The sequence below is a fragment of the Vibrio sp. McD22-P3 genome (assembly GCF_021568915.1).
GTDB classification, from domain to species: domain Bacteria; phylum Pseudomonadota; class Gammaproteobacteria; order Enterobacterales; family Vibrionaceae; genus Vibrio; species Vibrio mediterranei.
This window is the reverse complement of sequence record NZ_JAKGTN010000008.1, coordinates 19,747-32,959: the sequence shown is the minus strand read 5'-3', so window position 1 is coordinate 32,959 and position 13,213 is coordinate 19,747. Positions and strand designations below refer to the sequence as shown.

General features: G+C 44.2%; 13 protein-coding genes. 3 read left to right on the top strand and 10 right to left on the bottom strand.

The window, feature by feature from the left end; translation table 11 throughout:
* Positions 1 to 85: 85 nt before the first annotated feature.
* From L2W36_RS10960 to yjjG, 5 genes are all read right to left on the bottom strand, one after another.
* Positions 86 to 2,242, bottom strand: coding sequence for a cytochrome c (locus L2W36_RS10960; RefSeq protein ID WP_006069307.1), 2,157 nt, complete (start codon positions 2,240 to 2,242; stop codon positions 86 to 88).
* On the bottom strand, positions 2,239 to 2,850 hold the full coding sequence (locus L2W36_RS10955) for a cbb3-type cytochrome c oxidase subunit II (RefSeq protein WP_006069308.1): 612 nt from the start codon (positions 2,848 to 2,850) through the stop codon (positions 2,239 to 2,241). The genes L2W36_RS10960 and L2W36_RS10955 overlap by 4 nt, the downstream gene beginning before the upstream one ends.
* A 1-nt stretch (position 2,851) precedes the next feature.
* Entirely contained in the window at positions 2,852 to 4,261 is a 1,410-nt protein-coding gene (ccoN, locus tag L2W36_RS10950) for a cytochrome-c oxidase, cbb3-type subunit I (RefSeq protein WP_038227261.1), read from the bottom strand.
* Positions 4,262 to 4,272: 11 nt separating this feature from the next.
* The gene (locus tag L2W36_RS10945; protein ID WP_062458556.1) at positions 4,273 to 4,617 is read right to left on the bottom strand and encodes a c-type cytochrome; all 345 of its coding nucleotides are present in this window, start codon (positions 4,615 to 4,617) and stop codon (positions 4,273 to 4,275) included.
* Positions 4,618 to 4,895: 278 nt separating this feature from the next.
* Positions 4,896 to 5,570, bottom strand: a complete 675-nt coding sequence (gene yjjG / locus L2W36_RS10940) for a pyrimidine 5'-nucleotidase (RefSeq protein ID WP_006069311.1) — start codon at positions 5,568 to 5,570, stop codon at positions 4,896 to 4,898.
* Positions 5,571 to 5,763: 193 nt separating this feature from the next.
* On the opposite strand from yjjG, the gene L2W36_RS10935 reads away from it, so the two are divergent.
* On the top strand, positions 5,764 to 5,943 hold the full coding sequence (locus L2W36_RS10935; protein ID WP_081411508.1) for a hypothetical protein: 180 nt from the start codon (positions 5,764 to 5,766) through the stop codon (positions 5,941 to 5,943).
* A gap of 13 nt (positions 5,944 to 5,956) precedes the next feature.
* Positions 5,957 to 7,165: an MFS transporter gene (locus L2W36_RS10930; protein ID WP_236110034.1), complete on the top strand. Its 1,209-nt coding sequence runs from the start codon at positions 5,957 to 5,959 to the stop codon at positions 7,163 to 7,165.
* A gap of 143 nt (positions 7,166 to 7,308) precedes the next feature.
* Here the strand turns inward: L2W36_RS10930 and pstB are convergent, their stop codons facing one another.
* From pstB to L2W36_RS10905, 5 genes are all read right to left on the bottom strand, one after another.
* Positions 7,309 to 8,058 carry a phosphate ABC transporter ATP-binding protein PstB gene (gene pstB / locus L2W36_RS10925; protein ID WP_006069313.1) on the bottom strand — a complete coding sequence of 250 codons (750 nt, stop codon included), beginning with the start codon at positions 8,056 to 8,058 and terminating at the stop codon, positions 7,309 to 7,311.
* Positions 8,059 to 8,157: 99 nt separating this feature from the next.
* Positions 8,158 to 9,021, bottom strand: coding sequence for a phosphate ABC transporter permease PstA (gene pstA, locus L2W36_RS10920; protein ID WP_006069314.1), 864 nt, complete (start codon positions 9,019 to 9,021; stop codon positions 8,158 to 8,160).
* Positions 9,022 to 9,026: 5 nt separating this feature from the next.
* Positions 9,027 to 9,965: a phosphate ABC transporter permease subunit PstC gene (gene pstC / locus L2W36_RS10915; RefSeq protein ID WP_006069315.1), complete on the bottom strand. Its 939-nt coding sequence runs from the start codon at positions 9,963 to 9,965 to the stop codon at positions 9,027 to 9,029.
* Between the two features lie 97 nt (positions 9,966 to 10,062).
* The gene (locus L2W36_RS10910) at positions 10,063 to 10,884 is read right to left on the bottom strand and encodes a phosphate ABC transporter substrate-binding protein (RefSeq protein WP_006069316.1); all 822 of its coding nucleotides are present in this window, start codon (positions 10,882 to 10,884) and stop codon (positions 10,063 to 10,065) included.
* A gap of 298 nt (positions 10,885 to 11,182) precedes the next feature.
* Positions 11,183 to 12,556 carry a DEAD/DEAH box helicase gene (locus L2W36_RS10905; protein ID WP_236110033.1) on the bottom strand — a complete coding sequence of 458 codons (1,374 nt, stop codon included), beginning with the start codon at positions 12,554 to 12,556 and terminating at the stop codon, positions 11,183 to 11,185.
* Positions 12,557 to 12,924: 368 nt separating this feature from the next.
* Between L2W36_RS10905 and L2W36_RS10900 the strand changes: the two genes are divergently transcribed.
* Entirely contained in the window at positions 12,925 to 13,173 is a 249-nt protein-coding gene (locus L2W36_RS10900) for an Lpp/OprI family alanine-zipper lipoprotein (protein WP_006069318.1), read from the top strand.
* Positions 13,174 to 13,213: the final 40 nt, after the last annotated feature.

The window sequence follows — 13,213 nt, the reverse complement described above, 5'->3', positions numbered from 1 at the left end:
GTACTAAATACTGAACAAGTTTTATAGCAAACCGCTGGTTAATTAACCAAAATGTGCAGACGATATATAAATCCAAATGCACATCTTAGTTTACATTGATATTACCATCACGCTCATCATACATATCTGGGGTGACATGAAGACCACCCGAATATCCGGCTTTTTCCAGCATTTCACGCACTTCTTTCACATCATTTGCAGTAACAACGTCTTCTCTAGCGCCTAAATATGACCTCACGAAGGTGATCAATTCTGCTAATCGTGTATCCGATAATACGTCCTCGAAACTTGCCATAGGCATAAAGTTTCTGTCCTTATCAATGTACGTTGGCTGAAGTCCGCGAATCGTTACTGCAATCGTGTTGAATGGATCACTGTGCATAATGATGCCGTTGTTAAGTAGTGTTGGAGCAATAGGATCACGCCCCTTACCATCTTCCCCATGACATGCTCCACATGTTTGGTTGTAAGTGGTATAGATCTCCGCAGCGTAGGCCGCCTCATCAAAGCCCGTTGGTTGTAACTGCACCGCATTCTCATCAATGAAATTGTTAGTGTCGCCGCTCAACAGATAGTAAGACATGGACTCAATGTCTTCGCGAGTCATAAGACTCAGACTGTTTTTGATCACATCTGCCATACCTGCAAATGCCGTCCCTTTCGAGGAGTGACCGGTATGAAGGAAGTCTGTCAGACTTTGAATATCCCAACCGTCAACGTATAGCTCAGTAGCAGTAATATTTGGAGCATTCCAACCATCGATTAAATTGCCCTGGAAGATCCTGTCGTTTTCAAGCGCTTGAGCGATGTTCCTTGGTGTATGACATTCGGAACAGTGTCCTAATCCCGCCACCCAGTATTTGCCAAGCTGCCATTTATCTACATCATCTACTTTATCTTTAAGCTCATCAGGTACTTGGTAATCAATTGGCGTTCTATCCGCAAATACAATGTCCCAACCAAGTAAACCAAGTCGGATATTTGAAGGAAACATCATCTTATTGGGATCGTTTTTGCGAGCAACCGACGCAATGGACTGCATGTATTCCCACAGATCGCGCATATCCTGCTCATTAACGTACTGGTAGGAGGTAAATGGCATCGCGGGATACAAGTAGCCATGTTGACCTTTGCCATCGACCAACGCTGCACGGAAGTCTTCGTAGTCGTAACTACCTATGCCTTCTGAAACGTGGGGTGTTATGTTGGTCGAATAAATAGTGCCGAAAGGTGTAACGAATGGCAGACCACCAGCAAACGGTTCTCCCCCCTCAGCACTATGGCAGGCGACGCAATCACCTGCATGTGCGAGATACTCCCCACGCTCCACTGACGACGCATCAAGCTTGGCAAGTCGAGAATTGTTGTCCAACCGCGCTTTAGTTATGTATGCACCAATAGCTAGTATTTCATTTTGAGAAAGCTGCTGTCCAAAGGCTGGCATAACATTGTTTAGGCCTGCACGAATAGTGTGCTGAATCTCCTCAATACTGCCACCATGTAACCAGATGTTGTCAGCGAGATCAGGCACGCCTTGTTCGATATTGGGAACACTGCCATCCCCATGACACGAAGCACAATTTTGTATAAACAGCTCTTTCCCTAATTGGACTTTGATTTCAGGCACGTCGGTATGACGTTGATTTAGAGAAGCTAAGTAATACGATATTTTGGAGATTTCATCCGGTCGCAATACATCAATCCACCCTGGCATTGCTCCATTTCGACCTAACTCTATAGAGTGGATAATTGCAGCATCCGATCCACCATACAGCCACTCATTATCGATAAGATTTGGAAAGTGTTTCGCACCTTGCGCATTGTCACGATGACACGCAGCACAATGAGTCTGAAACAGCATACGTCCGGATTTCACTATATTTGGCTCATTCGCTAAGGCCAATAACGAGTCATCAGTAAGTCCGGAAAACTGCTGCGCTAGTGTGGTATTTGGACTACTCAGTTTATCGTTAGCTTGGTCGTAATCCATTAGCCCTTTCCAACTGCCGACTCCAGGATACAAGATCAGGTAACCAACAGAGATGGTAAATGCAACAAAATACGAAACAAACAACAATTTTGGTGGCGGCGCATCGTTCTCATCAATGCCATCAAAGGTATCTAATACTCTGTCTTTGTCAGCTTTGTGATTGTTGCGCCAGTACTTAACGACCACCAGCACCATTAGGATGAAAAATACAACAGTGCCGACAGCAGCCCAAAGGCTCCAAAAATGACTCATTGTCCATCCTCCTCTGCAGTGTCCACACCCAAACTTTGAAGGTAGTGAATCAGTGCTTCACCTTTTGTTTTTCCTCTCACTTGCAGTCGAGCATTGGCAATTTCATCATCAGTATAGGGAACACCTAAGAATCTAAGGGTTTCCATTTTCTCTGTGATGTCATCTCCCGTCAGAACCTGTTCGAACAACCAAGGGTAAGCAGGCATAATGGAAGTTGGCACAACTCTACGAGGGTCTATTAGATGTATTAAGTGCCACTGGTCAGAGTATTTTCGCCCGAGATTAGTCAAATCGGGTCCTGTACGCTTCGAGCCCCATAAGTTGGGAAACTCATAGATGTCATCTGGCTCTTGGTTAGCCCTTCCGTTTCGCTTCATTTCGGGCTCAAGCGGCCTCACCATTTGAGTGTGACAAACATGGCATCCTTCGCTGATATAGATATCACGACCAGCCACTTGGATCGCCGTAAGCGGTTTGGCAGTGCTGTTCGCAACAAGCTCCGGTGTTCGCAATAAGTTTGGAAGCACCCATACTAAAATAGAGAACGACGCGACCACTATGGTAGAGACAATTAATATGAAGACTGACTTGGTAAAATCTGCACTCATGTTAAGCCTCCTTTGCGATTAACGACGTTGGCATTTTGACGGTCTTGTATATGTTTACAGCCATAAGCAGCAAACCAAGCACAAACAGCGCACCGCCAAAGAATCGAAGGAATAACCAAGGCGCTTTAAAGTTCATCGCCTCCACAAAGCTGTATACCAATTCACCATTATCGCTTTGTGCTAACCACATATAACCCTCACCTATACCTGCTACCCAAAGCGAAATGGCATAGATAGCGACACCAGCATGAGCAAGCCAGAAGTGCCACTTGATGAGACGTGGCGACCACAATTCTGTTTTCCCCCACAGTCGAGGAATGAAATAATAGAATACCGCTATACCCGACATTCCAACCCATCCAAGAGCCGCTGAGTGAACATGCCCTATAATCCACTCAGTGTTGTGTGCGACCATGTTGAACCAACGAATCGCGAGTAAGGGTCCCTCAAATGTCGCCAAGCAGTAGTAAAGAATGGCTGAGAAGAAGAACAGCATGATGTAGTCAGATTTGAGCTTTTGTTTGTTCTGAAGCAGGGTCATGGCACTGTTAAATGCGCCCCCCCAAGACGGTAACCAGAGGATCAACGACATCACTATACCGATGTTCTGGACCCACACAGGTACAGAAGAGTAGACCAAATGGTGAGTGCCCGCCCAAGTGTAAAACCCGACCAAGCCCCAGAAATGAATAATCGACAAACGATAAGAGTAAATCGGACGTTCAGACACTTTTGGGATGAAATAGTAGTTCATGCCAATGATGCCGGCAGTCAGCAAGAAACCAACGGCATTATGTCCCCACCACCACTGTACGATGGCATCCTGCGCACCTGCGAAGACAGAATAGGATTTCATTAATGAGGCGGGCATAGCAAGGTTATTGACGATAAATATCATCGCGATAACAATAATGAATGCTGCAAAGAACCAGTTAGCAACGAAGATATGAGAAACTTTCCTTTTCGCTATGGTTCCAAAAAAGAGCACAGCATAAAGCACCCACACTAAAACAATGAGAATATCAATCGGCCACTCGAGCTCCGCATATTCTTTTGAAGTTGTATAACCAAGAGGCAATGAAATCAGTGCAAGCAACAGCACTAATTGCCAACCCCAAAAGACCATCCAGGCAAGGCTCTTGTTGAAAATCTCACACTGCCCAGTTCGTTGAACAATGTAGAGCGAGGTCCCCATTAAGATATTGACCACGAAGCCGTAAATAACGCCTGAAGTATGAAGCGGTCTAAGTCGTCCAAACTGGAAATACTCGGAATCAAGGTTGAGCGCTGGCCAATAAAGCTGCGCTGCCAAAATAACGCCAATTGTCATGCCCGCCACAGCCCAAATCAACGAGGCGATGATGAAGTATCGAACAACTTTAGTGCTGTAGTTAGGAGATGTCGTATCCATAGAAGCTCTCCTTATTGTTTAGCATCATCAGAGCCAAGTTGAGAGTAGTAATAGGCAATGTCGGAGATGTCTTGTTCGCTCAAAGCATCAGCTTGCTGCTGCATAAGGACAGCGAGTCCCCCTGAACGTTCTCTAGTTTGATAACTGCGAAGCGAGGTCATCAGATACCCCATTTTTTGACCCCGCAGATTTGGATAGGATTCAATGCTGGATATGCCATCGGCGCCATGGCAGGTCATACAAACTTTTGCTTTCTGTTCTCCAACTTTGAAGCGTTCATCTGCATGAGTGAAAGAAGAAGCACTGAGTGCTCCGAGAAAACAAAGTAAGGGTATGGAAGAGACATATTTACCCATGACACAATTCCTTATGTGGCCTGTGTGATAAAGCTACTGCGTTACTTCAACTTTATTCGTCTATCTAAAATCTAGCCGATTCAGTACGTTGTTAGTGTTGAATGGCACTCGAGGGTGCCAAGAAACGTTGCTCTAGTAACTTCTACGCCTACTTGTACGGTATGGCGCAATAAATGGGGCAAACTTTAGTTGTCTCTAAAACATAGGAAGGGTAAAGCGGATATTCAAATATTGATAGGGATTAAATCGCCTTCGTAGTTGACGAAGGCGAATGGATTTTAGGCAAACAAGGTGTTTTTCAACTCAGCAAGAGACGTTACTTCGTAATGAGGTGCAATACCTTCTGGTCGCGGATGACCTTGTGTATTTAACCAACAGGTTTCAATACCAAAGTTAAGCCCACCGAGTACATCGGAATCAGGGTTATCACCAACCATCAGTATCTTTGATTTACTCGGGAGGCCCATTAATTGGTGGGCGTGCTGAAAGATACCATGGTCAGGCTTAGCCACACCTACTTCTTCCGAGATAACCACATGCTCGAAGTAGTCACTTAATCCAGTACGCTCAAGACGAATCGCTTGCAATTCCGTAAAACCGTTGGTGATGATGCCAAGTTTGGCTTGACCATTTAATGCATCGAGTAGCTCTTTCGCTCCCGGCAGCAAGGTACAAATATCAGCCATGGCTTCTAAAAATGCACTGTTCATTTCTAGCGGAGTGATACCAAGCTTAGTCGCCCAACCTTCAAAGCGAATATGTTTGAGTTGTTCTGCGGTGATTTTTCCGTCTTGGTAATCAACCCATAATGGTTTATTAACCAACTGATACTCTTCGTAATCATCACGAGAGAAGTTTACGCCAAAACGTTCAAACATTAGTTTCATACCACCAAAAGAATCAAAGTGGAATAAGGTTTCGTCGGCGTCAAACAAGATCCAATCGTACTTCATTTTTTGTTTTCCATTCTATTTACCGCGAGATTATATACCTAACTCAACTCACGGTGCATCTTGGGATTGTCACTCTCCGTGACAGACTTCGAATACATGCATGCTATGCATAGATTAATTCACAAAATGTCATTTGAGTCATTCAAACCAGATCATTACACTTCGCGCTCTTTTTAAACCACTATTGAGCGTCATGTTTTCACAATCCATTTTTGCTCAACTCGTGAGAATGTTGTTGCTATTGGTTATCACCCTAACCGCAGTGCACCACTCTCCTGTATTGCTGGACCTTATTGCAAAACAGGCAGTGCATACTGGGTGCCACCAACAGAATCCAACCGATCCTATGGATCATTCTCATCACCATCATTAGAGCGTAATTATTAATGAGTATTTTTCGTTTTCCCCCATTAGTTTGGTTGGGTATCGGCATCTTGATTGTCAGCTTGGGTATACGACAATCATTCGGTATTTTCATGATGCCTATTTCCGAGCACTTCGAAACTGGGCGAGAGTTCTTTAGTTTTGCGATCGCATTGCAAAACCTATTGTTTGGCCTTTTCCAACCCTTTGTCGGGATGGCTGCAGATAAATGGGGTTCAAAACGCATTATTCTAATCGGTGCTATCGCCTATGCATTAGGTCTCTATCTGACCTCAATAACGAATGAAACCAGTGTTCTTTATCTATCACTAGGTGCGCTTGTTGGTCTAGGTTTGAGCGCGACAAGCTACGTCATCATTCTAGGAGCAGTCGCGAAAGTCGTGCCGGCGGAACACGCCGCAAAAGCATTTGGCTTAACTACAGCGGCCGGATCATTCGGTATGTTTGCCATGATCCCAGGTGCTCAATTAATGTTGGATGACATGGGTTGGCAAGGTGCATTACAAGGTTTTGCTGCGTTGTGTACTCTGATGGTTGCGTTTTCACTATTTATGAAATCCTCACGTCAAAATAACGCAGGTAAAACACCGATTGAAGACAACGAGCTAACTCTAAAACAAGCACTAAAAGAAGCATTTCATCACAAAGGTTATTGGTTAATTCATGCTGGCTTCTTTGTTTGTGGCTTTCATGTGATGTTTATTGCTACGCACTTGCCAAGTTATCTTGCCGATAAGAACCTGCCAGCAAACAGCGCAGCCCTTGCGCTCGCTTACGTCGGTATTTTCAATATCTTTGGTTCGTATTTTTGGGGGCTAATGGGTGACAAGTACAGTAAACGCCATGTTATGTCGATGCTGTATTTATTTAGAACAGCGGTAATTGCTGCTTTCGTTTCACTTCCCGTGACAGAGTACACGGCGGCGTGGTTTGGCGGTGCGATTGGCTTCTGCTGGCTTGGCACAGTACCACTTACTTCAGGTTTAGTTCGTCAGATTTTTGGTGCTCGCTATCTTTCTACTCTTTACGGCTTGGTGTTCTTCACGCACCAAGTGGGAAGCTTTTTAGGTGCATGGGCTGGCGGTCGAATTTACGATTACTATGGTTCTTACGAACCGATTTGGTGGTCGACAGTAGTCCTAGCCTTTGTGGCAGCACTGATTCACTTGCCGATAAATGACAAGCCATTACGCGTTGCCGCTACTACTTAATTGAATAAAAAAAGCCCCTCTAACAAGAGGGGCAACAGTACCATCGCTTATAGTTATAGTGATATGCCAATAAATTCGGGTCACTCGCTAATTGTTTGATTCAATGGAATCGCGCGATAACTGGAAATTGTGTTCAAATGCGATTAACCGAAGTCACCATTTACATAACCTTGAGTACGGTCATCCGCTGGGTTTGAGAAAATAATCGGTGTTTCATTGTGCTCAACCAGTTCTCCCATTAGGAAAAATGCCGTACGGTCTGAGATACGACGCGCTTGCTGCATTGAGTGAGTCACGATAACGATGGTGTAGTCTTTCTTAAGCTCTTCCATCAACTCTTCAATTTTATGTGTCGCGATAGGGTCAAGTGCCGACGTTGGTTCGTCCATCAGAATGACATCTGGTTCCATTGCAATAGTACGTGCAATACACAGACGTTGCTGCTGACCACCAGATAAACCAAATGCATGCGACTTAAGACGGTCTTTCACCTCATCCCAAAGTGCGGCACCGCGCAAAGAGCGCTCTACCACCATATCAATGTGCTTCTTATCTTTGATGCCTTGAGCACGCAGACCATACGCCACATTCTCGTAAATACTCATTGGGAATGGGTTTGGTTTTTGGAAAACCATACCGACTTTAATGCGAAGATCAGCCACGTCGATATTGCCATAGATGTCAGTACCATCCATTTCCAGCGAGCCAGTGATTTTCACACCTTCGATCAGATCGTTCATACGGTTTAGACAACGTAGTAACGTTGATTTGCCGCAGCCAGAAGGACCAATCAACGCCGTCACTTGGCGAGTTGGAATCGGTAGGTTGATCGATTTCAGTGCTTGGTTTTCACCGTAGAAAAGGTCTAGGTTTTCAATATTAAATTTGTTCATAGTCTTAATCTCTAAATTCTTTATCGTGCAATGTCGTCATGTTGGGAGTGGCGAGGCTCTTTATGTTCTGGCTTTGCCACTCGACGTCAATAATCTCTGTTAGTACGTTGCTGTATTGAAGCGGCTAGCGATAAGCTTAGTCAGCATATTGATAAGTAGTACAACTACAATCAATACCGTTGCTGTGCCATAAGCTTGATTCCACTCTTCTATTGTGAACAGTTCCGTTGTGAGTTTATAAAGGTGAACCGTTAGTGTACGACCTGAATCCATCAATGAATCCGGAATACGTGCCACCATACCAGCCGTTAGGAACACTGGAGCAGACTCACCAATTACACGACCAATACTAAGAATGACCGAAGTTAAGATACCTGGCATTGCGCTTGGCAAAATAAGGCGCCAGATAGTGTAGATTTTTGAAGAACCAAGAGCGTACGAACCTTCACGATAAGTTTGTGGTACGGCCATCAATGCTTCTTCTGTAGTACGAATAATAACTGGCAGGATCAAGATACTCAGTGTTAATGCACCGGAAAGAATCGAGAAGCCAAAACCAAGAATAACCACGAAGAACGTCATACCAAACAGACCGAAAATAATCGACGGAATGCCAGCCAACGATTCAGTACAGAATCGAATGACCTTCACTAACTTACTGCCAACTTTGGCATACTCCGTTAAGTAGATTGCGGTCATGATGCCTAGCGGTGCAGCTACTGCAATCGAGGCGATAACCATGTAAATGGTTGACACAATCATCGGGAAAATACCGTGCTCATCGCCAGTACGCGTATAGTTATCGGTAATAAAACTCCAGCTTACGTGTTGAAGACCATTTGAAAGGATGTACCAAATAATCCAGAACAAGAAACCCACAGTAAGTGCAGCAGCGGCCCATACAAATGCATTCAGAACCGCGTCTTTATTTTGGCGCGCTTTTTTTAGTTTAACTGTATCCATAATGATTACTTCGCTTTCTCACGGTTCAGGTAAAGTAGTGCAGCGTTTAGCATCATGATAAACACTAATAACACTACGCCAGTCGCATACAATGCATTAGCGTGAACACCACTTGCGTAAGACATTTCGATCGCAATGTTTGCGGTTAGAGTACGCGCTGAGTCGAGGATACTTCCCGGCATCGCAGGCGCATTACCCATGACCATGATGATTGCCATGGTCTCACCAAGTGCGCGACCGATACCTAGAATCACACCCGTCATAATGCCCGAGCGAGCAGCCGGTACGAGTAGTTTGAAAATGGTATAAATCTTTGAAGCACCAAGTGCTAGTGAACCTTCTTTATAGGTGCGAGGCACTGCACGAATCGAAGTTTCAGATACGGTAATAACCGTTGGAAGAATCATCACACCCAACACAATGATACCCGCAAGAATCGTGTTACCCGCAGGAACATTAAAGATTTGCTGAATCAAAGGCACAATGATGACTAGACCGAAGAAACCGTAAACAACCGAAGGAATGCCTGCCAATAGTTCAACCGCAGGGCGGATAATGTCCGCCAAACGCTTCGGGGCAATTTCTGCGATAAAGATAGCCGTTAGTACACCTACTGGAACACCGACGACAACCGCACCGAGAGTAGAGACCACCGACGCTACAATCATAGTAGCAACACCGTAAAGTGCTGGTGGAAGCCAGTTTTGGCCTAAAACAATGCCAGAGACGCCCACTGCTTGGAAAGCAGGAAGACTTTCTTTGAAGATAAAGTAAGCAATAACCGCTAGCGATACGATACCGATAATTGCACTGGTAAGGAAAAGTCCATGGAAAATTCGTTCTTTCCAATCCACTCGTTTTTGAGCCTTAAGGCCGCTGCCACGAGTTACGGACTGAGTCGCTTCATTACTCATCAGCTTCTCACTATTTGTTGCGATGGTCATAATTAATTTCTACTCGTCGAAAGTTCGAGTTAGACATATAAAAGGCTCAGCCCTAAACGGTGGGCTGAGCAAGGTATTCAATATTTACTGGTAGAGATTAGTTTACTGAGATGTAACCTTTCTTCTCTACGATTGCTTGAGCTTCGTCAGTTAGCATCCAGTCAAGGAACTTCTGAGCTTCAGCAGATGGCTTACCTTGTTGGTAAAGCACTAGGAAAGGACGAGCTACTTTGTATGAGTCGTTCTTAACATTGTCTACAGTCGCTGGCGTGCCATCGATTTCTAGAGCGTGTACAGAAGTATCAACTGTACCTAGAGAGATGTAGCCAATTGCGTATGGGTTGCTTGCTACCATAGTCTTTAGTGCACCGTTACCGTTAGCAACTTGAGCGCGCTGAGAGATAGCCGTTACTTTCATGCCGTTGATTTTTTGCTTCAGGCTCATGATGTCTTCAAATGCGCCACGTGTGCCAGAAGCTGTATCACGAGTGATAGCTACGATAGGTTTGTCTGCACCGCCAACTTCTTTCCAGTTGCTAATTTCGCCTTTGTAGATTGCTGTTACTTGCTCAGACGTTAGACCTTTTAGGTCGTTCGCTGGGTTAACAACAACTGCGATACCATCGCGAGCAACAACTTCTTCTACTAACGTTGCTTGTTTTTCATCTTCTTTTAGTGCACGAGAAGACATACCCATGTCTGCTGAGCCATCTTTAGCTGCACGTACGCCCGCAGAAGAACCTGGTCCTTGTACTTCAATGAAAACATTTGAGTTTGCTTTCATGTATGTTTCAGAGAAAACTTCCATCAGTGGAGTTACGCTGCTAGAACCTACCGCAGAGATAGTTTCTTTAGCTGAAGCTGGAGTCACTGCTAGTGCGCCTAGTAGAGCGATTGCACCGATAACTGTCTTTTTCATCACAATTTCCTTTATTGGCTTGATTGCCGAGTTTCATTTGAACGCTGACAAGATTAGTGCCCGAATATGACAGTTGTGTTTCACTTAGTTGAAAGGTGTATGACAAATGACAAAAACGTTGAGAGGAGCAATTGGGATAAGATCACCAAAAAATCAGTAAGTTAGTGATAGATTTGACTGTAAAACCAAATATGACGACAAAATTATTTCGATTATATGACTGTCATATAACTGAGGTTTTCAGTTTGAATGGGATAAAAAAAGAGCCTTGATAAGGCTCTTTAGTAGAAATGATTGATTAAGCGTCTTCGCCTGGCTTCGGCTTTTTCTTAGGAATAAAGACCGAATCACCCACCGCAACATTTTTGTAGAACGTTTTGTCGCGTTGCGCCGGCTTCTTAGTCGTCGCTTTCTTCTGTTGAGGTTTACCCTTAGTAGCAGTCGCTTTTTTGTTAAACGCAGGCTTCTTAGGTCTAAAGCCTTTGAACTTACCTTTAAGCCCTTCTAGCTCAGAGAAAGTCAGGTCTTGTTGTAAGAAGGCTTCAACACGTTTAAAGCTATCCCAATCTTTAGGGCCCACAAGAGATACCGCATCGCCCTTATTACCAGCACGACCTGTACGACCTACACGGTGTACGTATTCTTCCGTGTGTTTTGGCATATCAAAGTTAATTACGTGCGTTACGCTCGCAATATCAATGCCACGCGACGCCACATCAGTAGTCACTAGGATCTTAAAGACATGACGCTCGAACTGACTCATAATCGCATTACGTTGAGTCTGATTGAGATTCCCACTTAATGCGACTGCTTTAAGCTTCTTCTCATTGAGCCATTTAGTAAGACGTTCTGTATCGACACGTGTCGCAGTAAAGATGATGACTTGCTTATACTCTGCTTGCTCAAGAATACGCTCTAGAATTGCTTCTTTATGATCAAGATGATCACATAGATAGAATTTCTGAGTAATGTCTTTATGCTCTTCATTCGATACGCCAATCGCAATTCGTTTTGGTGCATCTAACATCTCAGCTGCAATATCATTTACTTCGGCGTGGTCAAGTGTTGCTGAGAACATTAACGTTTGGCGACGACGGTGTTTAGCCGCGTTATGAATACGACGCAGCTCTGGTGCAAAACCAAGATCTAGCATGCGATCCGCTTCATCAAGAATGAGAGTATCTAAGCCATCAAGGAATAGAGAGCGGTGCTCAAGGTGGTCAGCTAAACGTCCTGGTGTCGCGACGATAAATTTTGGGTAACGACGCAGCGCTTTTACTTGATCGTTAAAGTTCTCACCACCTAAGATCAGCGTGGCATCGTAAGATAAGCCACCAAGCATCGATTTTAGTTCGCCATAAACTTGCTTCGCCAATTCACGTGTTGGTGCAAGAATAACAGCACGAGGATCTCTTGCTGAGAATGCTTTGCTCTTGAGTGCTTTATGGAGCATCGGCAATACAAATGCCAAAGTCTTGCCAGAACCAGTCTTCGAAGATGCCAACAGATCCTTTCCAGCAATAGCTACTGGAATAGCTTGCTTTTGAATATCAGTCGCTTTCTTAAAGTCATAATGACTTAAGTTCTTCAGTAGTCGGTTATCAAGGCCAAGTTCTTTAAATTGCAATGCGTGTACTCCTAAAAGGTCGTGCAGATAAAAATGAGCGCGCATAATACCTGATAATTGTCATGGTAACCAGCAATGTCAGTCACCCAGAAATTTGCGTTCCCTTGCTTCATTGTAGGAGATGTCCCACTTAATATGGCCCAAATTCTGCTTTCCTTAGATAAAATCTGACGATACAGTGACTTATCGTGTTCTCGCGTTATAATTTTGACAGAGATCACATTATCCTATGCCAAATTATTCTCATAATTAAGAAAGAGGAAGTTTAACCGCAAAATCGCGTAATTTTTTGGTTTTTCTGACTTTTAAATAATTTGCGTTCTTAAAATTAGGCACTAAACTCAAAAATAGCCTCAATGCGATGAATTAAGTAGCAGGGCTGTTTTAAATACTAAATCCTGAAGGAGCTTATAATGAAGAAAGTTTTAATTGCAGCAGCAGCGTCATCAGTTCTACTACTAGCTGGTTGTGCATCTGGTCCAGACGAAGCAACAACAGCAAAAATGGATGACCTAAGCAACCAAGTAAGCCAACTAAGCTCTGACGTGCAAGCACTGAAGAACGAAGTTCAAATGGGTAACAAAAACGCAATGGCTGCTCAAGAAGAAGCTGAGCGTGCAAACGAGCGTATCGACAACATCGCTCAGTCTTACACTAAGTAAGCAAAAGAATACTAAGAAAAACACCCGCTTGATGCGGGTG